The 22,410-nt window shown below is 56.4% G+C and carries 22 protein-coding genes; 7 read left to right on the top strand and 15 right to left on the bottom strand.

Annotated elements, in window-relative coordinates:
• Positions 1–18: 18 nt before the first annotated feature.
• The 8 genes from EE949_RS21125 to EE949_RS21090 form a co-directional block, all read right to left on the bottom strand.
• Entirely contained in the window at positions 19–753 is a 735-nt protein-coding gene (locus tag EE949_RS21125; RefSeq protein WP_122666050.1) for an amino acid ABC transporter ATP-binding protein, read from the bottom strand.
• Positions 750–1,421 carry an amino acid ABC transporter permease gene (locus EE949_RS21120; RefSeq protein ID WP_162874732.1) on the bottom strand — a complete coding sequence of 224 codons (672 nt, stop codon included), beginning with the start codon at positions 1,419–1,421 and terminating at the stop codon, positions 750–752. Before EE949_RS21120 ends, EE949_RS21125 begins: the two co-directional genes overlap by 4 nt.
• On the bottom strand, positions 1,421–2,167 hold the full coding sequence (locus EE949_RS21115) for an amino acid ABC transporter permease (protein WP_122666049.1): 747 nt from the start codon (positions 2,165–2,167) through the stop codon (positions 1,421–1,423). Before EE949_RS21115 ends, EE949_RS21120 begins: the two co-directional genes overlap by 1 nt.
• An 87-nt stretch (positions 2,168–2,254) precedes the next feature.
• On the bottom strand, positions 2,255–3,169 hold the full coding sequence (locus tag EE949_RS21110) for a glutamate/aspartate ABC transporter substrate-binding protein (RefSeq protein WP_122666048.1): 915 nt from the start codon (positions 3,167–3,169) through the stop codon (positions 2,255–2,257).
• 424 nt (positions 3,170–3,593) lie between these two features.
• A complete protein-coding gene (glpD, locus tag EE949_RS21105; RefSeq protein WP_122666047.1) occupies positions 3,594–5,132 on the bottom strand; it encodes a glycerol-3-phosphate dehydrogenase in 1,539 nt (512 codons plus the stop codon).
• A gap of 290 nt (positions 5,133–5,422) precedes the next feature.
• Positions 5,423–6,178, bottom strand: a complete 756-nt coding sequence (locus tag EE949_RS21100) for a DeoR/GlpR family transcriptional regulator (protein WP_027900765.1) — start codon at positions 6,176–6,178, stop codon at positions 5,423–5,425.
• A 115-nt stretch (positions 6,179–6,293) separates the two neighbouring features.
• A complete protein-coding gene (glpK, locus tag EE949_RS21095; protein WP_122666046.1) occupies positions 6,294–7,799 on the bottom strand; it encodes a glycerol kinase GlpK in 1,506 nt (501 codons plus the stop codon).
• A gap of 48 nt (positions 7,800–7,847) precedes the next feature.
• Positions 7,848–8,714 (bottom strand): MIP/aquaporin family protein, encoded by an 867-nt coding sequence (locus EE949_RS21090; RefSeq protein WP_122666045.1) that lies wholly within the window; start codon positions 8,712–8,714, stop codon positions 7,848–7,850.
• A gap of 359 nt (positions 8,715–9,073) precedes the next feature.
• Between EE949_RS21090 and ybaK the strand changes: the two genes are divergently transcribed.
• Together ybaK and EE949_RS21080 are read left to right on the top strand one after the other, a co-directional pair.
• On the top strand, positions 9,074–9,544 hold the full coding sequence (ybaK, locus tag EE949_RS21085; protein WP_122666044.1) for a Cys-tRNA(Pro) deacylase: 471 nt from the start codon (positions 9,074–9,076) through the stop codon (positions 9,542–9,544).
• 172 nt (positions 9,545–9,716) lie between these two features.
• Positions 9,717–10,505, top strand: a complete 789-nt coding sequence (locus tag EE949_RS21080; protein WP_122666043.1) for a PhzF family phenazine biosynthesis protein — start codon at positions 9,717–9,719, stop codon at positions 10,503–10,505.
• A 149-nt stretch (positions 10,506–10,654) separates the two neighbouring features.
• Here EE949_RS21080 and EE949_RS21075 read toward each other — a convergent pair whose 3' ends face one another.
• Together EE949_RS21075 and argF are read right to left on the bottom strand one after the other, a co-directional pair.
• On the bottom strand, positions 10,655–11,728 hold the full coding sequence (locus EE949_RS21075) for an ABC transporter ATP-binding protein (protein ID WP_122666042.1): 1,074 nt from the start codon (positions 11,726–11,728) through the stop codon (positions 10,655–10,657).
• Positions 11,725–12,645, bottom strand: coding sequence for an ornithine carbamoyltransferase (argF, locus tag EE949_RS21070; RefSeq protein ID WP_122666041.1), 921 nt, complete (start codon positions 12,643–12,645; stop codon positions 11,725–11,727). Before argF ends, EE949_RS21075 begins: the two co-directional genes overlap by 4 nt.
• Positions 12,646–13,098: 453 nt before the next feature.
• Here argF and EE949_RS21065 point away from each other — a divergent pair, with 453 nt between their 5' ends.
• From EE949_RS21065 to grxD, 3 genes are all read left to right on the top strand, one after another.
• Entirely contained in the window at positions 13,099–13,389 is a 291-nt protein-coding gene (locus EE949_RS21065) for a hypothetical protein (protein ID WP_027900758.1), read from the top strand.
• Between the two features lie 134 nt (positions 13,390–13,523).
• Positions 13,524–15,632 carry a molybdopterin oxidoreductase family protein gene (locus EE949_RS21060; protein WP_122666040.1) on the top strand — a complete coding sequence of 703 codons (2,109 nt, stop codon included), beginning with the start codon at positions 13,524–13,526 and terminating at the stop codon, positions 15,630–15,632.
• 99 nt (positions 15,633–15,731) lie between these two features.
• Entirely contained in the window at positions 15,732–16,073 is a 342-nt protein-coding gene (grxD, locus tag EE949_RS21055; RefSeq protein ID WP_087269113.1) for a Grx4 family monothiol glutaredoxin, read from the top strand.
• Between the two features lie 301 nt (positions 16,074–16,374).
• On the opposite strand, the gene bfr is transcribed toward grxD, so the two are convergent.
• The 4 genes from bfr to pyrC form a co-directional block, all read right to left on the bottom strand.
• Entirely contained in the window at positions 16,375–16,848 is a 474-nt protein-coding gene (gene bfr / locus EE949_RS21050; RefSeq protein WP_122666039.1) for a bacterioferritin, read from the bottom strand.
• A 201-nt stretch (positions 16,849–17,049) separates the two neighbouring features.
• Positions 17,050–17,268 carry a bacterioferritin-associated ferredoxin gene (locus tag EE949_RS21045; RefSeq protein ID WP_122666038.1) on the bottom strand — a complete coding sequence of 73 codons (219 nt, stop codon included), beginning with the start codon at positions 17,266–17,268 and terminating at the stop codon, positions 17,050–17,052.
• A 263-nt stretch (positions 17,269–17,531) separates the two neighbouring features.
• Entirely contained in the window at positions 17,532–18,203 is a 672-nt protein-coding gene (gene rnt, locus EE949_RS21040; protein WP_027898437.1) for a ribonuclease T, read from the bottom strand.
• Positions 18,200–19,246 carry a dihydroorotase gene (gene pyrC / locus EE949_RS21035; protein WP_122666037.1) on the bottom strand — a complete coding sequence of 349 codons (1,047 nt, stop codon included), beginning with the start codon at positions 19,244–19,246 and terminating at the stop codon, positions 18,200–18,202. The genes rnt and pyrC overlap by 4 nt, the downstream gene beginning before the upstream one ends.
• Before the next feature lie 147 nt (positions 19,247–19,393).
• Between pyrC and EE949_RS21030 the strand changes: the two genes are divergently transcribed.
• Both EE949_RS21030 and EE949_RS21025 read left to right on the top strand, forming a co-directional pair.
• Positions 19,394–20,299, top strand: a complete 906-nt coding sequence (locus tag EE949_RS21030; protein WP_122666036.1) for a flagellar protein MotY — start codon at positions 19,394–19,396, stop codon at positions 20,297–20,299.
• Positions 20,300–20,430: 131 nt separating this feature from the next.
• On the top strand, positions 20,431–21,648 hold the full coding sequence (locus EE949_RS21025) for an argininosuccinate synthase (RefSeq protein ID WP_027898440.1): 1,218 nt from the start codon (positions 20,431–20,433) through the stop codon (positions 21,646–21,648).
• Between the two features lie 462 nt (positions 21,649–22,110).
• On the opposite strand, the gene EE949_RS21020 is transcribed toward EE949_RS21025, so the two are convergent.
• A complete protein-coding gene (locus EE949_RS21020; protein ID WP_122666035.1) occupies positions 22,111–22,380 on the bottom strand; it encodes a hypothetical protein in 270 nt (89 codons plus the stop codon).
• Between the last annotated feature and the right edge of the window lie 30 nt (positions 22,381–22,410).

Here is a 22,410-nt window from a genome sequence, read left to right as displayed (position 1 = left end):
GCCGCTGTCGAGTCTCACTTAATGCTGAAGAATTTTGGCGAGGAACTGCTGCGCACGTTCTGAACGCGCACTGACGTCACCGAAGAACTCTTCTTTTTCACAATCTTCAACGATCTGACCCTGATCCATGAAGATCACGCGATTGGCCACTTTGCGGGCGAAGCCCATTTCGTGGGTCACGCACATCATGGTCATGCCCTCGTGAGCCAGTTGCACCATCACGTCGAGCACTTCGTTGACCATCTCCGGGTCAAGCGCCGAAGTCGGTTCGTCGAACAGCATGACGATCGGGTCCATGGCCAGTGCGCGGGCAATCGCCACACGCTGTTGCTGACCACCGGACAATTGGCCCGGATGCTTGTTGGCGTGAGCGGAAAGGCCAACGCGATCAAGCAAGGCCAAGCCTTTTTTGGTGGCTTCTTCCTTGCTGCGGCCCAGTACTTTGATCTGCGCGATGGTCAGGTTTTCAACGATGCTCAGGTGCGGGAACAGTTCGAAATGCTGGAACACCATGCCAACCCGGGAGCGCAATTGCGGCAGGTTGGTTTTCGGGTCGGCGATCGAAGTGCCATCAACGGTGATGTCGCCTTTCTGGAACGGTTCCAGGGCGTTCACGCATTTGATCAGGGTCGATTTACCGGAGCCCGACGGGCCGCAGACCACGACCACTTCGCCTTTTTTGACCTCGGTGCTGCAATCAGTCAGCACCTGGAAGTCGCCATACCACTTGTTAACGTTTTTTATGGAAATCATACGGCGAACCTTTTTTGCAGACGCTTCACCAGCAACGAGGCGGCAAAGCTGATCGTGAAGTACACCAGACCGGCGATGATCAGGAACTCATTGGCGCGGCCAATGATGTCGCCACTGGCCCGCGAGGCGTTGAGGAAGTCCACCAGGCCTACGGTGTAAACCAGCGAGGTGTCTTGAAACAGAATGATGCTTTGCTGCAGCAGCAGAGGGGTCATCTTGCGGAAGGCCTGAGGCAGGATGATCAACCGCATCATCTGTCCGTAGGTCATGCCCAGCGCTTGGGCTGCGCCCATCTGGCCCTTGGAAATCGACTGCACACCGGCACGGACGATTTCGCAGAAGTAGGCCGCCTCAAACATCATGAACGCCACGACGCAGGAGGTGAATGCACCAATCGGCGTGTCTTCCCCGGTAATCCAGCGCAGTACGAACGGCACCGCCAGATAGAACCAGGTGATAACCAGCAGCAGCGGAATGGAGCGGAAGTAGTTGACGTAAGCGCCGGCCACGTTGGCCAACAGCTTGCTCGACGACAAGCGCATCAGGGCCAGAATGGTGCCGAGCACCAGACCGCCGATAATGCCCATGACCATCAGTTGCAGGGTCATGACCATGCCGTTCCACATGCCGGGAATGGCTTGCACGACTCCAGAGAAATCCATGTCCATTATTTGCCCCCCAAGGAGATCAGTCCGGGCACAGCGACTTTCTTCTCGACCAGGCGCATCAGCAGCATCAGGCTCATGTTCAGGGTGAAGTAGATCAGCGTCGCTAATGTGAAGGCTTCAAACAGGTTGGCGGAAAACTCGGCGGTCTGTTTGGTCTGCGCGAGCAATTCCATCAGGCCGATCAACGACGCCACTGACGAGTTCTTGAACACGTTGAGGAATTCGGAGGTGAGCGGCGGAATAATGATGCGATATGCCTGTGGCAGCAGCACGTTCCAGTAGATCTGCGGCAGACGGAAACCCATGGCACGCGCCGCAGATTCCTGACCACGAGGCAATGCCTGAATGCCTGTACGGACTTGTTCGCAAACCCGGGCTGCAGTGAACAGGCCGAGGCAGACGATCACGCTGAGGAACGCGGAAGTCGTCGGGTTCAGGTCTTGCTTGTACCACTCCTGCAAGCCTTCAGGCAGCAGGTCGGGCACCAGGAAGTACCAGATGAACAGCTGCACCAGCAGCGGCACATTACGGAAGATTTCCACGTAAACCGTGGCGATGCCAGCAACCAGACGGTTCGGCACGGTGCGCATGACGCCGAGCACGGAGCCCAGCAGCAAGGCGATGATCCAGGCGACGACGGCGATAGCGATAGTCCAGCCCAGACCTGAGATATACCAGTCCAGATAGGTTTCGCTGCCAACGCCAGTGGACTTGAAGAAAACGCTCCAGTCCCAGTTGTAATTCATCAGGGTCTCCCCTCTGATCGATCCAGATGCAGGCACGACATCCTGAAACCGCTCGACGCGGTTTCAGGGTGTTCTAGTTATTGGCTATCAAGCCTTTTTGTCGTCAGCCGCTTTGTCAGTCGGTTCAGCGATCAGTTTTTTCAGCTCGTCGCTCATCGGGAAGTTCAGGTTCAGGCCTTTTGGCGGGATTGGAGCCTGGAACCACTTGTCGTAGATCTTGTTGATCTCGCCCGACTTGTAGGTCGCAACGATGGCGTCATCGACGGCTTTCTTGAACGGCTCGTCGCCTTTACGCACCATGCAGCCATAGATTTCGTAGGACTGTGGTGTGCCGGTTACGGCCCAGTCAGTTGGCTTCTTGGCTTTGGCCATTTCACCGGCCAGCAGTGCGTCGTCCATCATGAAAGCTACTGCGCGACCCGATTCCAGCATCTGGAAGGATTCACCGTGGTCTTTGGCCGAGATCACATTCATGCCCATTTGCTTGTCGGCATTCATGGCCTTGAGGATGCGCTCGGACGTGGTGCCCGCAGTGGTCACCACGTTCTTGCCTTTCAGGTTGTCGAAATCTTTGTATTCCGAGCTCGCTTTGGACAGCAGGCGGGTACCGATTTCGAAGATGCCAACCGAGAAGTCAACTTGTTGCTGACGTTCTACGTTGTTGGTCGTCGAGCCGCATTCAACGTCAACGGTGCCGTTCTGCACCAGTGGGATACGGGTTTGCGAAGTGACCAGGTTGTACTTGACCTTCAGGTCCGGCATGTCGAGGTCTTTCTTGATGGCTTCAACGATTTTCAGCTGGATATCGTGGGAGTAGCCAACCGGAACGCCGGAAGCGTCAGCGATGTAGGAGAACGGGATCGAAGCGTCGCGGTGACCGAGGGTGATAGTGCCGGACTCTTTGATTTTCTTCAGTGTGCCGGTCAGTTCGGCGGCGAAAACTGGAGAGCTGATCAGAGCAGCAGCAATTGCTGCGCCCAGAAGATGGGGAACGATGCGCATCGGGTATACCTCGGATTGTTTTTTTTATGGGGCCTGCTACCTGGCGGCCCGCTCTTCGGCCCATGCTTCAACAGCAGCCGACAAGAGACGGGCTACGGTCGAAGCAATCGACTGGTAAGTGTAGAGCATGAGGCGTGCCAAGCTGGTGGCAAGTGGCTAACTTGCTGATTTTTATGGATATAAGCTGGTGGTAGGCATCAAGACGGAACGAGGGGCGTCCGGGATGCCGAACTAATCGAGGAGGGTTGTTCGGAAATCCGAATGGCGCACTGACGGTAGAAATGCAAAACCCGTGGGTGCGAATTCACTCGTGAAGGGTCCTTGCAAGACGATAAATATCTATCGTCTGTACCGGCCTTTTTGCGAATGAATTCGCTCCCACGGGTCCAATGCGCTGTCCGATCATTGGAACGGATCGGATGTATCAAGCCGCTGCGAAAGCACCTTTATTGCGTGCCACGGTGTTCAGATACTGCTGAACGCCTTCGCGTTCTTCTGCGGTCATGAACAGGCCGAGTTTGCTGCGGCGCCACAAAATGTCATCGGCGGCGGTCGCCCATTCAGTGCTGCACAGGTAATCGACTTCACGGGTGTACAGGCCAGCGCCCAAATGGTCACCCAGATCGGCGACGCTCTGTACGCCTTCCAGCAGGCGCCAGCTGCGGCTGCCGTACGTGCGTGCCCAGCGTTGTGCGATGTCGCTTGGCAGCCAGACAAAACGGCTGCTCAACGCACTGGCCAACTCGGCCGGGGTGTTCATGTCTTCGCCGCCTGGCAGGGTAGCGGTGGCGGTCCAGCTCGGTTTCATCTGTTTGAAGAACGGCGCGAGTTGCGCCATTGCTGACTCTGCCAGCTTGCGATAGGTGGTCAGCTTGCCGCCGAATACCGACAGAATAGGCGCCTCATTAGCACCACCGGACAGCGATAGCGTGTAGTCGCGCGTGATGGCTGAAGGGTTATCCGATTCGTCGTTGCACAACGGGCGTACGCCGGAATAGGTATTGAGTACATCGTCACGGCTCAACTGCTTCTTGAAGTGGTCATTGGCCACTTTGAGCATGTAGTCCATTTCGCCATCCGTGATTTCGACCTTGTTCGGATCGCCTTGATACTCACGGTCGGTGGTGCCGATGATGGTGAAGCGTTCCAGGTAAGGAATCGCGAACACGATGCGCTGGTCTTCGTTTTGCAGGATGAACGCGTTTTCGCCCTCATACAGTTTCGGCACGATCAAGTGGCTGCCCTGAATCAGGCGGATGCCATACGGCGAATCCAGCTTCAGGTCGTCACGAATGAACTTGGCAACCCATGGGCCAGCAGCGTTGACCAGTGCCTTGGCACGGATCGAGAACAGCGTGCCGTCGGCGCGCTCCATGTGCAGGTGCCACAAACCGTTGCTGCGACGAGCATTCAGGCAGCGCGTCTGGGTATGAATGTGGGCGCCATGTTCGCGGGCGGCCATGGCATTGAGCACGACGAGGCGGGCGTCATCGACCCAGCAATCTGAGTATTCGAACCCACGGGTGATGTTCGATTTCAGCGGGCTTTCGCTACCGAAACGCAGATTGCGCGAACCCGGCAGCTTCTCGCGCTTGCCCAGGTGGTCATAAAGAAACAGACCGGCGCGGATCATCCACGCTGGGCGCAAGTGTGGACGGTGTGGGAGCACAAAGCGCATTGGTTTGACGATGTGCGGCGCTTTGGCCAGCAACACTTCGCGTTCGGCCAACGCTTCACGCACCAGGCGGAATTCGTAATGCTCCAGATAGCGCAGGCCACCGTGGATCAGTTTGCTGCTGGCAGAAGACGTGTGGCTGGCGAGGTCGTCTTTTTCACACAGGAAAACCGACAGGCCGCGACCGGAGGCATCCGCTGCGATCCCGACACCATTGATCCCACCACCGATAACGGCGATGTCGTAGACCTCGGAAAGTGGCGGTGTAGACAGGTTGGAATGGGGCATCGGTGGCCTCCTGAGTTTATTGTTCGGATAACGAATTCGAACATTAATGTTCATTTCCGAAAATCATAGCTCAATAACGCAGGGGCTTCCAGTCGATAGTCATTGAAAATACTGATCGGGAAGGGAGAAAGGAACAAAAGTGAACATGGAAGATGGGCGTAAGTCCCGTGGGAGCGAATTCATTCGCGAATGCTGCATTCCTGCCGACACATGTCTATCGGATGGATGGGCCTCTTCGCGAATGAATTCGCTCCCACGGATTTGTGTTTCGATCGCCAGCGGCTAGATAACTAAACCACTTCCAGCCGAATCTTGTTTTGCGCCAGCAACTGCACCAATGCTGGAGCCGGGGCCTGGTCGGTCACCAGGCAGTCGATCAGGGTGATCGGGCCGAGGCGAACCATGGCGTTGCGGCCGAACTTGCTGGAGTCGGCGGCCAGAATGACCTGGCGGGCGTTGGCGATGATCGCCTGAGAGACCCGCACCTCCTGATAATCGAAATCCAGCAGGCTGCCGTCCTCATCAATTCCGCTGATGCCCACCAGCGCGAAGTCGACTTTGAACTGGTTGATGAAATCAACGCTGGCCTGACCCATCACCCCGCCGTCACGACGCACGTTGCCACCCGCCAGCAGGACGTCGAAGTCCTCTTTGGCGCTGAGCATCGAGGCGACATGCAGGTTGTTGGTGATGATCTTCAGGTTATTGTGGTTGAGCAGGGCGCGCGCGATCGATTCGGTGGTTGTACCGATGTTGATGAATATCGAGGCGTGATCTGGGATTTGTGCAGCAATGGCTTCGCCAATACGCTGTTTTTCATCGCGCATCTGATCCGCACGCATGGCGTAGGCGGTGTTTTCGATGCTTGAGTCATATGCTGCGCCACCGTGGTAGCGGCGCAACAGGTTCGATTCCGCAAGCTGATTGATGTCGCGGCGGATAGTCTGAGGGGTTACGACGAACAGCGTGGCCATTTCCTCGATGCTGACATAGCCGCGTTCACGGACCAGTTCGAGGATCTGCTGTTGACGGGGAGGCAGGTTCATTTTTGTTGAGTGTCCTTCAGGCTGCCAAATGGCGTCCATGATGCCGCAGGCGTGTACTGCCTGTCAGCCGGAAACTCAATCCCAAGGATCCTGCGCCCCGTCGCAAGCGTGACGGTTACTCGTTGTTGTCGTGCGGTTCCCAGTCGCGGGTGCGCGCAACTGCCTTCTGCCAGCCGGCGTAGAGCTTTTCCTTCTCTTCTTCGGCGCATTGCGGCTCGAACTCGCGCTCGATAACGGCCTTGTTCTTCAGCTCGTCCAGGCTGCTCCAGAAACCAATGGCCAGGCCAGCCAGGTAGGCGGCGCCCAGTGCAGTGGTTTCGCGCATTTTCGGGCGTTCAACCGTAGTGCCAAGGATGTCGGCCTGGAACTGCATGAGGAAGTTGTTGGCGACTGCGCCGCCGTCAACGCGCAGAGACTTCAGGCGTTCGCCGGAATCCTGCTGCATGGCGTCGAGCACGTCGCGGGTCTGATAGGCGATGGATTCCAGCGCCGCACGAATGATGTGATCGACCTTCACGCCGCGGGTCAGGCCGAACAGCGCGCCGCGGGCATACGGGTCCCAGTACGGAGCGCCCAGACCGGTAAACGCCGGGACCAGATAAACGCCGTTACTGTCCTTGACCTTGCCTGCGAAGTATTCGGTATCGACGGCATCGGTGATGATTTTCAGTTCGTCGCGCAACCATTGCACTGTCGAGCCGCCGTTGAAAACAGCGCCTTCCAGGGCGTAGGCCACTTCGCCACGCGGACCGCAACCGATGGTGGTCAGCATGCCGTGGGCGGATTTAACGGCTTTCTTGCCGGTGTTCATCAGCAGGAAGCAACCGGTGCCGTAGGTGTTCTTGGCCTGGCCTGGTTCAACGCACATCTGGCCGAACAGCGCGGCCTGTTGGTCGCCTGCGATACCCGCAATCGGAATGCCGCTTTTGCTCTGACCGTAGACCTCGGACGAGCTTTTCACTTCCGGCAGCATCTCGCGTGGAATATCCAGCACGTCGAGCATGCGCTGGTCCCATTCCAGGGTGTGGATGTTGAACAGCATGGTGCGCGATGCGTTGGTGTAGTCGGTGACGTGAACCTTACCGCCGGTGAATTTCCAGATAAGCCAGCTATCGATGGTGCCGAACATAAGCTCGCCTTTGCGCGCACGTTCGCGGCTGCCTTCGACGTGGTCGAGGATCCACTTGACCTTGGTGCCCGAGAAGTACGGGTCGATGACCAGGCCGGTAGTGTCCTTGATGTACTCTTCCATGCCGTCGCGCTTGAGTTGCTGGCAAATTTCGGTACTGCGGCGGCACTGCCAGACTATGGCGTTGTAGATAGGCCGGCCGGTTTCCTTTTCCCAGATAACCGTGGTTTCACGCTGGTTGGTGATCCCGATGGCAGCAATCTGGTTGTGGTGCAGATCAGCCTGAGCCAGTGCTTTGGTCATGCACGCGGTTTGAGTGGCGAAGATCTCCATTGGATCGTGTTCAACCCAGCCTGCTTGCGGGTAGTGCTGAACGAATTCGCTTTGCGCTGTGCTGACCACATTGGCGTCGCGGTCAAAGATGATTGCACGAGAGCTGGTCGTGCCCTGATCGAGGGCAATGATGTAGTTCTTGTTCTGGGAGTCAGTCATGTCGATTGCCTTGTGCTAAATGGGTGAAGTGAAAAACAGGCGAGCGGTTCACGATGAAATCTGGGCTTTGCCTGGAACAGCGTCAGCGTCTTTTACAGCAGCAGTCTCTACAGCAGGAACGGCGCGCGGCAGGTGACGTGCAATGAGCGCACGATAGCCAGCGGCGCCGAGGCACGCACCAAGGATCGGCGCGAAAATCGGAATCAGAAAGTACGGTATGTCACGTCCACCGGTAAACGCGATCTCATCCCAGCCCGCCAGGAATGTCATCAGTTTAGGTCCGAAATCACGTGCAGGATTCATTGCGAAGCCGGTCAGCGGGGCAGTCGATGCACCGATCAGCGCCACCAGCAAACCGATCAGCAGTGGTGCGAGGGCGCCGCGTGGCAGGCCATTGTTGTCATCCGTCAGGGACATGATGACGCACATCAGAATGGCAGTGATCACACACTCTACGAGCGCCGCTTGACCTACCGAAATGGCAGGGTTGGGATACGTGGAGAACGCAGACGCCAGTTCAAGGCTGGCAGCCGAACCGCGAATCATCTGGTGTGTTTGTTCGAATTCGAAGAACAGGCTGATATACAGCAAGTAAACAAGGCCGGCGCCGCAAAAAGCTCCAGCCATTTGCGCGGCGATGTAGAACGGTAATTTGCGCTTTTCGAAACCGGCGAAAAGACTCAGCGCGATGCTGACTGCCGGATTGAGATGGGCCCCTGATACACCTGCGCTCAAGTAGATTGCCATGGCAACTGCCAGGCCCCAAATGATGCTGATTTCCCATAAGCCGAATGTGGCACCCGCGACCTTGAGCGCTGCGACACACCCAGTACCGAAGAAAATCATCAAGGCAGTGCCCAGGAACTCGGCCACACATTGACCTTTCAGCGTTGGTTCTTGCAGTGCGTTAGTCATGAAAACCTCATTTTTTGTTCTTGTGCGGCCCTGTGTGAAATTCACCAGTGCGCGGCTTTTTAAGAGCTCGAGGAAACCCCATCCTCGACCTCTGAATTCGACCCTAAATGGAACTAAAGTTCCAGTGAATCTTCGCAAACGAAAAAAAATAGACAGGAACGAATGTTCTGGTGGGTCTAACCGAACCCGAAGGGATTTTGCGGGTGAGGGGCGGTGGCCGCATTGATCGGAGTTAGGGAAAGGCGTTTGGTGCTGGCTGGAAATTTCTTCCTCTGCCCTTTATTTCCGGGGGTATGTAGCCGGTTAATGGCCTAGAATAATTCGCTTGAACCGGTCGCCATGGCCTTTTGGAGCGCTGCATGACACCTGCATTGGATCTGTTGAAAAAACATCGCGCTGAACATCGAGTACACAGTTACGAACATGACCCCAAAGCCGCTTCCTATGGGCTGGAGGCTGCGGAAAAGCTGGGGCTGGAACCCGCTCAAGTGTTCAAGACGTTGCTGGCAAGTACCGAAAAGGGCGAACTGCTGGTTGCAGTGGTACCGGTCGTTGGCACGCTGGACCTCAAGGCTCTGGCAACGGCTGCAAAGGCGAAGAAAGCCGAAATGGCTGACCCGGCTGCGGCTCAGCGGTCGACGGGTTATCTGTTGGGCGGTATCAGTCCGCTAGGGCAGAAGAAGCGTTTGCGTACGTTCATTGATCAAAGCGCCGAGCAGTTCGCGACGATTTACGTCAGCGCCGGGCGTCGCGGGCTTGAGGTGGAGTTGGCACCTGCGGTACTTGCAGAACATACCGGGGCGATGTTTGCGCCGGTGGGGCGAGGCTGAAGGTTTGTAGCTGCACAGGATCTGTAGGAGCTGCCGAAGGCTGCGATAGCGGTATGACAGGATGAATGCTTCGCAGCCTGCGGCAGCTCCTACAGGAATGCATTTCAATTTATCGGTTTGCATTTGTTTGATCGGAGTGACAGAGCTTTTCCATCGCACTGGAGCATCACTTATGTATCTCGAATTCCATCAGGTCGACGCTTTCAGTGATCGTCCGTTCAGCGGTAATCCGGCGATGGTTTATCGCCTTGATACGTGGCTGGCCGACGAGCTTATGCAACGTATAGCGGCTGAGCACAATCTGGCGGAAACGGCCTTCGTGGTACGGGAAGCGCACGGTTGGCACATTCGCTGGTTTACGCCCAAGACTGAGGTCCCGTTGTGCGGGCATGCAACGCTGGCCGCCGCCCATGTGCTGTTTACTGTTTTCAATGAGCCTTCGGAGCAGCTCGACTTTTTCAGCAAGTCGGGTGCTCTGAGCGTCACGCGTGAGGAGCGGCTATTGCTGCTGGATTTCCCTGCGATGATCCCTCACGAGGTCGGCGTGACCGTTGAGCTTGAGCGTGCCTTGGGCACCAGTATTGTTGATGCGCTGGGCTCGGCGGAGTTGATGGTGGTGCTTGAGTCCGAACAGGCGGTGCGTGAATGCACGCCAGACATGGCGGCGCTGGCACGGTTGCCCTGGCCTGGTGTCATCGTGACCGCCAAGGGCGAACATGCTGACTTCGTCTCGCGCTATTTCGCTCCGGCAATTGGCATTCCTGAAGATCCGGTCACCGGCTCGACCCACTGTGTATTGATTCCGTACTGGGCCGGGCGACTGGGCAAGGACGTACTTGATGCCTACCAATGTTCGGAGCGCGGTGGGGCGTTGTTCTGTCGTCTGGAAGGGGACCGGGTGAAAATCGGCGGCCATGCGACACTGGTGGCGAACGGGAAATTGATGGTGGGATTGGGCTGAGTCACAGCCGATAGCTGGAGTGGGTTGGGCTCCAACTTTCGACGTGGGACCGGCTAGCCGGGAAGAGGTCAGTACAGTCTCTAACAATGGGTCGCCAGAAATACCGCCTTCCCGGCTGAAGCCGGTCCCACGTCGTCTCTCTCTTCCAGCTACATCGCCTGCTGCACCGCAACGCTGCCGGAGGTCGGGAAAAGTACCAGATGCTCGGCGGCCACACGGATGCTCACCTGTTCGCCTGGCTGATAATCCGCATGGCTGGGGAAGATTGCTTCCAACTGGCTGCCAGTAGGCAATTGCAGGCGATACAGCGTTGCTGCGCCCTGGAAGGTTTTGCTGGTGACGCGGGCTTTGAGTTCGCTGTTCGGGTCAAAGACGATGTCATCCGGGCGCAACAACACGTCCACCGCGCTGCCTTTGATGCCGGGATAGGCACGATTGCCCAACAGTACACCCAATTCAGTCTGCACTGATTGTGGGTCAATCATGACACCACGAATGAAATACCCCTGACCGATAAAGCTGGCGACGTAGGGCGTCAACGGTTCGTGATAGAGGTTGTAGGGCGTGTCCCACTGTTCGAGGCGGCCTTCTTTGAACACGCCCACATGGTCACTGACCGCAAAGGCTTCCTCCTGATCGTGAGTGACCAGGATTGCGCTCGTGCCTCGTGCCTTGAGTATGTCGCGCACTTCATGGCTGAGGCGCCGACGCAGTTCGCCATCCAGGTTTGAAAACGGTTCGTCGAGCAGCAACAGCTGCGGTTCGGGTGCAAGGGCTCGTGCCAGCGCGACGCGTTGTTGCTGACCGCCGGACAACTCATGAGGCAGGCGTTTGCCCAAGGCTCCCAGATTGACCAGCTCCAACAACTCGTCGGTGACCTGCTTGAGGCGTGGATGCTTGCGGATACCAAAGGCGATGTTCTCAGCGACGCTCAAGTGCGGGAAAAGCGCGTAGTCCTGAAACACCATGCCGATCCGGCGTTTTTCCGGTGGCAGGGTGAAGCCGGGCTTTGAGATGACTTCGCCTGTCAGGGTGATTTCTCCGGCGTGGACCGGCTCGAATCCCGCAATGGCCCGCAAGGTCGTGGTTTTGCCACAGCCGGATGAACCCAGCAAGCAACCGATATCGCCCGCATTGAGGTGCAGATTGAGATCCTGCACCACGCGTTGATCCTGATAACCGCAGGCCAGGTTGCGCAGGTTCAGCAGCAGTGGCGAGCTCATGCCGGTTGGCAGGAAGGCGCGACGAGGAATTCCAGCAGCGCCTTTTGAGCATGCAGACGGTTTTCAGCCTGGTCCCACGCGACCGAGCGCGGGTCATCCAGCAGGTCGACGCTGATTTCTTCGCCGCGATGCGCTGGCAGGCAGTGCATGAACAGCACGTCTTTGTCAGCCAGATCCAACAATGCGCGGGTCACCTGGAAGGGCGTGAACAAGGCGATGCGCTTGGCGGTTTCTTCTTCCTGACCCATGGAGGTCCAGACGTCGGTACTGACCAGATGCGCACCTGCCACTGCTGCGCGTGGATCGCGCAGCACGGTGACCCGATCTCCGGCCAGTGCCAGGAATTCAGGGTTTGGCTCATAGCCTTCAGGGCAGGCCACACGCAATTTGAAGTCGAACTGGATCGCCGCTTCTATATAGCTGTTGCACATGTTGTTGCCATCGCCGATCCAGGCAACGGTCTTGCCTTTGATCGAGCCGCGGTGCTCAAGGAAGGTTTGCATGTCGGCCAGCAACTGGCACGGGTGCAAGTCATCAGACAGACCATTGATCACAGGTACTCGGGAGTTGGCAGCGAACTCGGTCAGATTGCTGTGAGCGAAAGTACGGATCATCACGGCATCAAGCATGCTCGACAGGACTTTTGCGCAGTCGGCAATGGGCTCGCCACGACCTAATTGGGTGTCACGAGGCGACAAAAAGATCGCCTGACCGCCCAGCTGGATCATGCCCGCTTCGAACGAAACACGGGTACGTGTCGAAGATTTCTCGAAGATCATGCCCAGAACCCGGCTTTTCAACGGCTCAAACAGGACACTTCGGTTTCGCAGGTCTTTGAGCTCTACGCCTCGACGGATCAAGCGCAGGAGCTCTTCTGGCTTGTAATCCATCATCGAGAGAAAGTGCCTGGCGTTCATTATTAACTACCTTTTTTGCAACAGACCGCAGATGCTCAAAGCCGGGTTTTATCGGGAAAACGGGCGAGACCTGCGGCGGAAGCCGCACGGGGGCGACGAATAGGGAAGGCGCGATGGTATAAAAAAATGTCGCCTCTTACCAATAGGATGCTCATGTCCGAACGTTTTTTATTCGCAACAGGGCTGTTTTCTATATTCGGAGCTTGCCTGACATCTCAAGCTGAGCAATGCTCTAGGTGGCGGCAACTGGCCATCCGAGGATTTTCCGAGGGGGGTATTTGTACACTGCCCTTGTGTGAGATTGCAATTACTGCCGATCCTGCAACAGTTGCGCTATTGAGTGGTCATAACGTTGCCCTAATGCGATCTGCTTCACGCGGCGCGCTAGTGGCCCGTTTCATAAATAATCGGCGCAGGTTATAACTGCTCATCGTGTATCAAGGGGTCTGGGGAATGGAATCGAAAGAAAAACAGCTGACGGAACTGCTCGGGCTTACCGCTCGCACCCTGACGCACCTCACTGCTTCAATGACGTCCATGTCCTTCGAGCTCTTGCGCAGTAATGACGAAGTCACTCGGGCCGCCGGGCGGCACATGATTGATCGTATGGCCACCATCAGTTCCGGTCTGGATGAGCACTGGCGTCTGATTGGCGAACTGACTGGCGTTCATCTGGCTCAAGAGCAGATCGAGACAGTCCACGAAATCCAGCTTCAGCGCAAAATCACCCCTATAGGCGGCTGATACCGTTCGCCATCGGCCCGCTTGATGCCTGTCGATTCATGAGACGAACGTCTCTGGCGCAGTCGCCAGCCACGCCCCATAGTTTCGTTTGAGCGATCGCTTCAGGTCGTCCTGACAAAAATATGAGGCTGGCCATGACCAAGACCCTCCACCACCGTGCCTGCCATCTTTGCGAAGCCATTTGCGGATTAAGCATCGAGACCACTGCCGGCTCCGACAATCAGGTGACCATCACCTCGATCAAGGGCGACCCACAGGATTCGTTCAGTCGCGGCCACATTTGCCCCAAAGCTGTGGCGTTGCAGGACATTCAGAATGACCCCGACCGTTTGCGTCAGCCCATGCAGCGCGTGGGCAACCAATGGCAGCCTATTGAATGGCAGGCCGCATTTGATCTGGTCGCCGAGCGTTTGCTGGACATCCAGCAGCGTCATGGCCAAAACGCGGTGGCGGTGTATCAGGGCAACCCCAGTGTTCACAATTACGGCTTGATGACCCACAGCAACTACTTTCTTGGTTTGCTGAAAACCCGTAATCGCTACTCGGCGACCTCAGTGGACCAACTGCCACATCATCTGACGAGTTTCCTGATGTACGGCCACGGTTTGCTGCTGCCTATCGTCGATATCGATCACACCGATTTCATGCTGATCCTGGGCGGCAACCCGCTAGCCTCCAATGGCAGCATCATGACGGTCCCTGATGTTGAAAAACGGCTCAAGGCTATCCAGGCCAGAGGCGGCAAAGTGGTGGTGGTCGACCCACGGCGCACCGAAACGGCAGCGATTGCCGATCAGCACATCTTCATACGCCCGGGAGGCGACGCTGCCTTGCTGTTCGGGCTTCTGAATACGCTCTTTGAGGAGGGGCTGACCCGGGACAGCCATTTACCGGTAGACGGTCTCGATCAGGTGCGTTCAGCCATCGCGGCGTTCAGTGCTGAAGCCATGAGCCCGCGTTGCGGGGTGCCTGCCGAGCAGATTCGCCAATTGGCCCGAGACTTCGCCGCCGCCGATAGGGCTGCGTGTTACGGCCGTATGGGGATTTCTACCCAGGTATTCGGCACGCTGTGTCATTGGCTGGTGCAATTGATCAATCTGGTGACCGGTAATCTGGACCGGGTAGGTGGTGTGCTGTGTACCGAGCCTGCCGTGGATCTGGTGGGATCAACGTCCGGCGGCCATTTCAACCAGTGGCAAAGCCGGGTCTCCGGTTTGCCGGAATACGCTGGCGAATTGCCGGTCGCGGCGTTAGCCGAAGAAATCCTCAGCGCAGGGGAAGGGCAGATCAAGGCGTTGGTGACGGTGGCAGGTAATCCGGTGTCGTCGACTCCTAACGGGCGTCAGCTGGATCAGGCACTGGATGGGCTGGAGTTCATGCTCAGCATCGACCTCTATATCAACGAAACCACACGCCATGCCGACTTGATTCTGCCTTCTACATCAGCGCTGGAAAATGATCACTACGACACCACGTTCAACACCTTTGCAGTCCGCAACGTCACGCGCTTCAATCGAGCTATTCTGGCAAAGCCCGAAGGGGCATTGCATGACTGGGAGATCTTCGTCGGCCTGGCGAAAGCTTTTGCCGCAAGAGCAGGGCGCGAGCTGAAACCGACCATGGCCCCGGCGCAGATGATTGATCGTGGCCTACGCAGCGGCCGTTATGGCGAAGGCTCGGACTACAACCTCTCGCTGGAAACCTTGCTGGATCATCCTCACGGACTGGACCTGGGAGCGTTGAAGCCTAATCTTGCTTCGCGGCTTAAAACAGCTAATGGCCGCATCCAGGCTGCGCCCGAGGTGGTCATGGCCGATCTTGAGCGTTTCGCCATTGCCGCTGCACCTGAGTCCGGCGAGTTGTTGCTGATCGGGCGCCGTCATGTGCGCAGTAATAATTCGTGGATGCACAACTATCATCGGCTGGTTAAGGGCAAGCCGCGTCACCAACTGTTGATGCACCCGGATGATCTGGCCAGTCGCGGTTTGAATGACGGCCAGCAAGTGCGGGTGAGCTCAAGGGTTGGCGTGATTGAAGTGCAGGTGCTGTCGAGTCTGGACATGATGCCGGGTGTGGTCAGCCTGCCTCATGGTTGGGGGCATGCGAAACCTGGCGTGCAGATGGACATTGCCGCTCATCAACCGGGGGAGAGCGCCAATGACCTGACCGATGAGCGAGAACTTGATAGCCTTTCCGGTAATGCGGTGCTCAATGGCGTCAGCGTTCAGGTCGCGGCGGCATGATTGGGGTGTATGGGGAAGGCAGAGCGTCATGCTCGGGTTTCCGTTACAATGCGCCACCGTGTCGACAACTGAGTCGGAAAAGTTAAGCCGAGGTGCTCCATGGATATCATCGAAACGATCAAAGACCAGATTGCCAACAACACCATTCTGCTCTACATGAAAGGTGCTCCGAATGCCCCGCAGTGCGGCTTTTCGGCGAAAGCATCCCAGGCATTGATGGCATGTGGCGAAAAATTCGCTTACGTCGACATTCTGCAGAACCCTGAAATTCGTGCCAATTTGCCGAAGTACGCCAACTGGCCGACTTTCCCACAACTGTGGGTTGCCGGTGAGCTGGTCGGAGGTAGCGACATCATCACCGAAATGCAGGCTGACGGTTCGCTGCAAGAGCTGGTGAAAGGCGCAGCTGCCAAGGCTGCCGCGGGTAATACCGAAGCCTGACAAGAGTCGCGGTTTATGTGCAGCCAGCATGAGCCTTAGCGACAAATAAAAGCCCCGCTTTCTCTCGAAAGCGGGGCTTTTTGTTATCAGGTGTCTATTGAGCGGATACCTGTGGGAGCGAATTTATTCGCGAAAGCGTTATTCCTGACGACGAAGATGCGTTGAATGTGCTGGCCTTTTCCCGGATAAATCCGGTCCCACCGGTCCAGTGTATTGCCATAAAGATGCGTCCAGCAGTGCAAATAAAAGCCCCGCTTTCTCTCGAGAGCGGGGCTTTTTCGTTACCGGCAGATCAGATGAATCAGTCTTCACCCATCTGCGATTGCAGGTAGTTTTCGATACCGATTTTCTCGATCAGGCCCAGTTGGGTTTCCAGCCAGTCGATGTGTTCTTCCTCGGACTCGAGGATGTCTTCCAGCATTTCGCGGCTACCGAAGTCACCGATGACTTCGCAGTGAGCGATGGCTGCCTTGAGGTCGGCCAGGCCTTTTTGCTCGATCTTCAGATCGCACTCAAGCATTTCCTTGGTGTGCTCACCGATCAGAATCTTGCCCAAATCTTGCAGGTTAGGCAGACCCTCGAGGAACAGGATGCGTTTGATGAGCTTGTCAGCGTGCTTCATCTCATCAATGGATTCGCGATATTCATGCTTGCCCAGTTTGTTCAGGCCCCAATCCTCGTACATGCGGGCATGCAGGAAGTATTGATTGATCGCGACCAGCTCGTTTCCGAGGATCCTGTTGAGATGCTGGATGACTGTAATGTCGCCTTTCATTTTTGAGGTCCTGCCAATGGCTTGTATATATAAAAGGCGAGTTTGATCCCCGGTTATTAGCCTGTCAAACCTAAGTTATTGAATAATAAGTGAAATTAAATAGTAATAAGAATGTTTGTGTTCCGCATCTTGGTGCTAAGCGGTTGAATTACAGGCATAAAAAAACCGGACGCTGGGTCCGGTTCTTTGAATTCGGTTAAATCAGGCGGCTGAAAATTCTGCCGGATAGGCTAATGCTGCCTGGCTGCTCTGCAGCTCGGTGAGCGTATCGCGGACTACTTCTTTAGCCAGGCATGCGCATTTTCCGCATTTTGTAGCAACACCCAGCGTTTCACGGACGTCTTTGTAGCTGCAGCAACCTTCGAAGATTGCATCTCGGATTTGACCGTCGGTAACACCTTGGCAGAGGCAGACATACATATATGAGAACCGTCGCTGTAATTTCTCGTTGCCGGGGATACTAATGTTAATGAGAATGCTTGTCAAAACTCATTGAGAAGGTTTCTCTCAGTACCGACGAGTGGCAAAAAATACATTAAGTGACGTTGGGGCGATGTGATGGCTGGCGTCAGAAATGTGCTGGCCTCATCGCGAGCAAGCTCGGCTCCTACAGATACCACTTACCTGTAGGAGCCGAGCTTGCTCGCGATGCAGTCACCGCAAAACCAGCGGGGGGATACCATTCAATCGCCGAAATCTTCCCAGCCACCCATCTGTTTCCAGCGGTTGACGATGCCGCAGAACAGCTCGGCGGTTTTCTCGGTGTCGTAACGCGCTGAGTGCGCTTCACGGCCGTCGAAATCGATACCGGCTGCCTGACAGGCTTTGGCAAGTACGGTCTGGCCGTAAGCAAGCCCGGCCAGCGTCGCGGTGTCGAAGCTGGAGAAGGGGTGGAACGGGTTGCGCTTCATGTCGAGCCGCGCAACTGCGGCGTTGAGAAACCCCAGGTCGAAGCTGGCGTTGTGGCCGACCAGCACCGCACGTTTGCAGCCATTGGCCTTCAGCGCCTTGCGAACACCACGGAAGATGTCATTCAGTGCGGTTTCTTCACTGACTGCCATACGCAATGGATGATCGAGTTTGATACCGGTGAACTCAAGGGCAGCCGCCTCAATGTTGGCGCCCTCGAACGGTTCTACGCGGAAGAAGTGCGTGTGCTCCGGGAACACAAAACCGTCTTCGTCCATGCCGATGGTCACTGCGGCGATTTCCAGCAGGGCATCGGTTGCACAATTGAAACCACCGGTTTCTACATCGATGACGACAGGCAGGTAGCCGCGAAAACGGGCTGCCATCGGGTGGCGTGAACCGCCGCCTTGACCTTCCTGTTCGTCGTCGAAATGATCTTCACTCACGCGTGTTTCTCCAACAGACGCCAGCGCAGTTTTTCACCGGCGCGCAGCGGTATTACGGACAGCTCGCCAAACGGCAGACTGGTGGGCGCGGTCCATTCTTCACGGACCAGCGTAATGGTGTCTTGAGGCGCAGGCAGGCCGTAGAACGCCGGACCGTGGAGGCTTGCAAAGCCTTCCAGTTTATCCAGTGCATTACGTTGCTCGAAAGCTTCGGCGTACAACTCGATGGCGGCGTAGGCGGTGTAGCAGCCGGCACATCCGCAGGCGTTTTCCTTGGCGTGCTGGGCATGCGGCGCCGAGTCGGTACCCAGGAAGAACTTGGTGCTGCCGCTGGTGGCTGCATCAAGCAATGCTGTCTGATGGGTATTGCGCTTGAGGATCGGCAAGCAATAGAAATGCGGACGAATCCCGCCCACCAGCATGTGGTTGCGGTTGTAGAGCAAGTGGTGCGCAGTGATCGTCGCGCCGACATTGCTCGATGCCTGATTGACGAACTGCACGGCCTCGCCGGTGGTGATGTGTTCAAACACCACTTTGAGCGTCGGGAAACGCTCCACTACACGTGTCAGGTGCTCGTCAATGAACATCTTCTCGCGATCAAACACGTCGATTTCACTGCGGGTCACTTCGCCGTGAACCAGAAGCGGCATGCCAACGTCGGCCATGGCTTCCAGGACCGGGAAGATCTTGTCGATGCTGGTTACGCCTGAATCGGAGTTGGTGGTCGCTCCGGCCGGGTACAACTTAGCGGCGTGGACAAAACCGCTGGCTTTTGCCGTGCGGATATCCTCAGGCTGTGTCAGGTCGGTCAGGTAGAGCACCATCAGCGGCTCAAAGTGGCTCCCTGCCGGACGTGCAGCCAGGATGCGCTGACGATAAGCGTCGGCTTCCTGAGCGTTGCGAACGGGCGGTACCAGGTTAGGCATGATGATTGCGCGGCCAAAAGTGCGCGCAACGTCAGCAACGGTGTGGGGCAAAACAGCTCCATCGCGGAGGTGAATGTGCCAGTCGTCGGGACGCAAAAGGGTCAGGAGGTCGGACATTGGGGATTCCAGGCGGGTCAAACTCGCTGGGAATGCTACCGGAAAAGACTCTCTCAGGCACTCGCTATCAAGTTTTGTAGGAAGTTACCGATAGCCCGTTGTAGGAAGTCTTTTTTGTAATGCGGTCATTTTTTAGTGGAGCCTCCCGTGCGCCAGCGATATCTAGCCCTGCTCAGCGTGTTCGCCAGCTTCCCCGCCATGGCCATGACTTTCCAGACACGTCTGGAAAGCATCGAATGGAAAGTGGAAGGCGATCAGTTCGAGTGTCGCCTCAGCCAGCCCATCACCGATTTCGGTGCGGGTGAGTTCGTGCGCCGTGCGGGTGAGCAGGCGACGTTCAGGATCAAGTCGGCCGGCGGTATGTTGGGCGGTGGTTCGGCGACTTTGCTGGCTGCTGCTGCGCCATGGCAGCCTGGGCGCGGCGATATCAACCTGGGATCGGTCAAGGTCAATAACGGTGAGTTTCCGTTCAGCAGTTCGCAGGTACAGGCCGGTCGGCTAATCAGTGGCCTGATGGAAGGCCGCAGCCCGGTGATCCGTCATTATTCCCGTGATGCGTCCGGTACTACAGAAGTGCGCCTGTTGCCGGTCAAGTTCAACAAAGCCTTCAGCGACTATCAGTTGTGCGTCACCAAACTGTTGCCAATGAATTACGATCAGGTCAAGCAAGGCGAAGTAGGGTTCCCGGGCGGCGGCATCGATCTGGATGCGCAGGCCAAGGCTCGCCTGCAGACGATCGTGGCGTATCTCAAGGCCGATCCGACGGTCAATCACATCGAACTGGACGGGCACTCTGATAACAGTGGCAATCGCCTGACCAATCGTGACTTGTCCCGACGTCGCGCCCTGGCCGTCATGGATTTCCTGAAGGCTCAAGGTATTCCCGAAGAGCAGATCACCTTGCGCTTCCATGGCGAGCGTTACCCATTGGTGCCTAACACCAATAACGCCAATCGTGCGCGCAACCGTCGGGTAAATGTACATCTGGAGCGTATCGCACCCGATGAAAGACCTGCTCCGGTAGCCGTAAACTCCGCCCCAGCCAGGATCTGACGACGGGCGCCACTCGTCGCCAGGTCGACATAATCTGTCGCTTCATCGTCAGAAGCTGTCGCGCTACTGTAAATCACGTCATTTGAGCGGTAGAATCACCGGTTTTCCGTACAACCCGGTGGAGTGATGGCATGGCGGACGTAAACAAGGTAGTTCTCGCGTATTCCGGTGGCCTGGATACTTCGGTAATCCTCAAGTGGCTGCAGGATACGTATAACTGCGAAGTGGTAACTTTTACGGCTGACCTGGGTCAGGGCGAAGAAGTCGAACCAGCACGCGCCAAGGCAAAAGCCATGGGCGTCAAAGAGATCTACATCGACGACCTGCGCGAAGAGTTCGTGCGTGATTTCGTATTCCCGATGTTCCGCGCCAACACTGTCTACGAAGGCGAGTACCTGCTGGGTACTTCCATCGCTCGTCCGCTGATTGCCAAGCGGCTGATCGAAATCGCCAACGAAACCGGCGCCGATGCCATTTCCCACGGTGCTACCGGTAAAGGTAACGATCAGGTTCGTTTCGAGCTGGGCGCCTATGCACTCAAGCCTGGCGTGAAAGTAATCGCCCCTTGGCGTGAGTGGGACCTGTTGTCCCGCGAGAAGCTGATGGACTACGCCGAGAAGCACGCGATCCCGATCGAGCGTCACGGCAAGAAGAAATCGCCGTACTCCATGGATGCCAACCTGCTGCACATCTCCTATGAAGGCGGCGTGCTGGAAGACACCTGGACCGAGCACGAAGAAGACATGTGGCGTTGGACCGTCTCTCCGGAGAAGGCTCCGGATACCCCTCAGTACCTGGAGCTGACCTATCGCAATGGCGATATCGTCGCGCTTGATGGCGTTGAGATGACCCCGGCTACCGTACTGGCGACGCTGAACCGCATTGGTGGCGAGCACGGTATTGGTCGTCTGGACATCGTTGAAAACCGCTACGTGGGCATGAAGTCCCGCGGCTGCTACGAGACACCGGGTGGCACCATCATGCTGCGTGCTCACCGCGCCATTGAGTCGATCACACTGGACCGCGAAGTCGCTCACCTCAAGGATGAGCTGATGCCCAAGTACGCCAGCCTGATCTACACCGGTTACTGGTGGAGCCCTGAGCGTCAGATGCTGCAACAGATGATCGACGCATCTCAGGCTCACGTGAACGGTGTGGTGCGCCTCAAGCTGTACAAGGGCAACGTGATTGTCACCGGTCGCAAGTCCGATGAGTCGTTGTTCGATGCCAATATCGCAACCTTCGAAGAAGATGGCGGCGCCTACAATCAGGCTGACGCAGCGGGCTTCATCAAGCTCAATGCGTTGCGTATGCGTATCGCTGCAAACAAAGGCCGGAAGCTGTTTTAACGTCTGGCCCTGAAATGAAGATGCAGCACCTCACGGTGCTGCATCTGAAATAGGGGTAAGCGTGTGTCTGATTTGTGCAGCGACACCGCAGTAGCGCCTGTTCACAGTCAGATGATGGCTTATTGGTCTACGCCGGTTATGCCTCCTGCTTATAGGCAGGGTCTGTAGTGCGGTAAAAAAACGACAGTCCTCCTGTGTCTTGTTGTGATGTTTAAACAATGAGATAAGTTCGAATCCAATCTTTTTGCTTCTCTCACGCTGAGCGTTAAGCGCTGGGCGCATCGCAGTGCGCTTTCGGTTTGATATCAAGGGCAGTTCGTTAGTTGATGCCCGTAAATATCGTTAAGCTTGCCGTGCATTTTTTACTGGGGTTGGGGTTGCTTTATTTGTATAAAGGCGTCCGGCCTGTCTTTGCTCCCGGGTCATTCCTTGGAATCTATACAGCTTGTGTAGACGGGGTGCTTATAATTCGTGTGTATCCTGCTGTTTACCAAGGATATCCGGTCGCTCTCCGCTACGGTCCGCCGGCGGATAAAGCACCTTGCTGTTGAAGTTAAGGGTCAAGAAAAACAAGATGACCAGAGTAGAGGGGAATGCAATCAGAAACCATATATAGATTTGACGGTTCTCCTCATTGAGGTGAGGGAGTACCGTGGTTGCTGACGCTTCACAAAGCGCCGCAAATATGGCGATGATGCTGATCGGGTTGATAAGTCGAGTTGTTAGCTTCATGGCGTTCTTCAATAGGGGCCTGGTGGTAGG

It is taken from the genome of Pseudomonas viridiflava (assembly GCF_900602065.1).
In the GTDB taxonomy this organism is placed as follows: Bacteria; Pseudomonadota; Gammaproteobacteria; order Pseudomonadales; family Pseudomonadaceae; genus Aquipseudomonas.
This window is presented reverse-complemented; position numbering and strand designations above follow the sequence as displayed.

What these genes read in the sequence shown, in the direction of transcription:
- grxD (WP_087269113.1), top strand. Translation starts at nt 15,732, where the DNA reads ATGGATATCATCGAAACGATCAAAGACCAGATTGCCAACAACACCATT.
- EE949_RS21065 (WP_027900758.1), top strand. Translation starts at nt 13,099, where the DNA reads ATGGAATCGAAAGAAAAACAGCTGACGGAACTGCTCGGGCTTACCGCT.
- argF (WP_122666041.1), bottom strand. Translation starts at nt 12,645, where the DNA reads ATGAACGCCAGGCACTTTCTCTCGATGATGGATTACAAGCCAGAAGAG.
- EE949_RS21080 (WP_122666043.1), top strand. Translation starts at nt 9,717, where the DNA reads ATGTATCTCGAATTCCATCAGGTCGACGCTTTCAGTGATCGTCCGTTC.
- pyrC (WP_122666037.1), bottom strand. Translation starts at nt 19,246, where the DNA reads ATGTCCGACCTCCTGACCCTTTTGCGTCCCGACGACTGGCACATTCAC.
- EE949_RS21045 (WP_122666038.1), bottom strand. Translation starts at nt 17,268, where the DNA reads ATGTATGTCTGCCTCTGCCAAGGTGTTACCGACGGTCAAATCCGAGAT.
- EE949_RS21020 (WP_122666035.1), bottom strand. Translation starts at nt 22,380, where the DNA reads ATGAAGCTAACAACTCGACTTATCAACCCGATCAGCATCATCGCCATA.
- EE949_RS21125 (WP_122666050.1), bottom strand. Translation starts at nt 753, where the DNA reads ATGATTTCCATAAAAAACGTTAACAAGTGGTATGGCGACTTCCAGGTG.
- ybaK (WP_122666044.1), top strand. Translation starts at nt 9,074, where the DNA reads ATGACACCTGCATTGGATCTGTTGAAAAAACATCGCGCTGAACATCGA.
- EE949_RS21110 (WP_122666048.1), bottom strand. Translation starts at nt 3,169, where the DNA reads ATGCGCATCGTTCCCCATCTTCTGGGCGCAGCAATTGCTGCTGCTCTG.
- EE949_RS21025 (WP_027898440.1), top strand. Translation starts at nt 20,431, where the DNA reads ATGGCGGACGTAAACAAGGTAGTTCTCGCGTATTCCGGTGGCCTGGAT.
- EE949_RS21115 (WP_122666049.1), bottom strand. Translation starts at nt 2,167, where the DNA reads ATGAATTACAACTGGGACTGGAGCGTTTTCTTCAAGTCCACTGGCGTT.
- EE949_RS21100 (WP_027900765.1), bottom strand. Translation starts at nt 6,178, where the DNA reads ATGAACCTGCCTCCCCGTCAACAGCAGATCCTCGAACTGGTCCGTGAA.
- EE949_RS21075 (WP_122666042.1), bottom strand. Translation starts at nt 11,728, where the DNA reads ATGAGCTCGCCACTGCTGCTGAACCTGCGCAACCTGGCCTGCGGTTAT.
- EE949_RS21090 (WP_122666045.1), bottom strand. Translation starts at nt 8,714, where the DNA reads ATGACTAACGCACTGCAAGAACCAACGCTGAAAGGTCAATGTGTGGCC.
- glpK (WP_122666046.1), bottom strand. Translation starts at nt 7,799, where the DNA reads ATGACTGACTCCCAGAACAAGAACTACATCATTGCCCTCGATCAGGGC.
- glpD (WP_122666047.1), bottom strand. Translation starts at nt 5,132, where the DNA reads ATGCCCCATTCCAACCTGTCTACACCGCCACTTTCCGAGGTCTACGAC.
- EE949_RS21060 (WP_122666040.1), top strand. Translation starts at nt 13,524, where the DNA reads ATGACCAAGACCCTCCACCACCGTGCCTGCCATCTTTGCGAAGCCATT.
- EE949_RS21120 (WP_162874732.1), bottom strand. Translation starts at nt 1,421, where the DNA reads ATGGACATGGATTTCTCTGGAGTCGTGCAAGCCATTCCCGGCATGTGG.
- bfr (WP_122666039.1), bottom strand. Translation starts at nt 16,848, where the DNA reads ATGAAAGGCGACATTACAGTCATCCAGCATCTCAACAGGATCCTCGGA.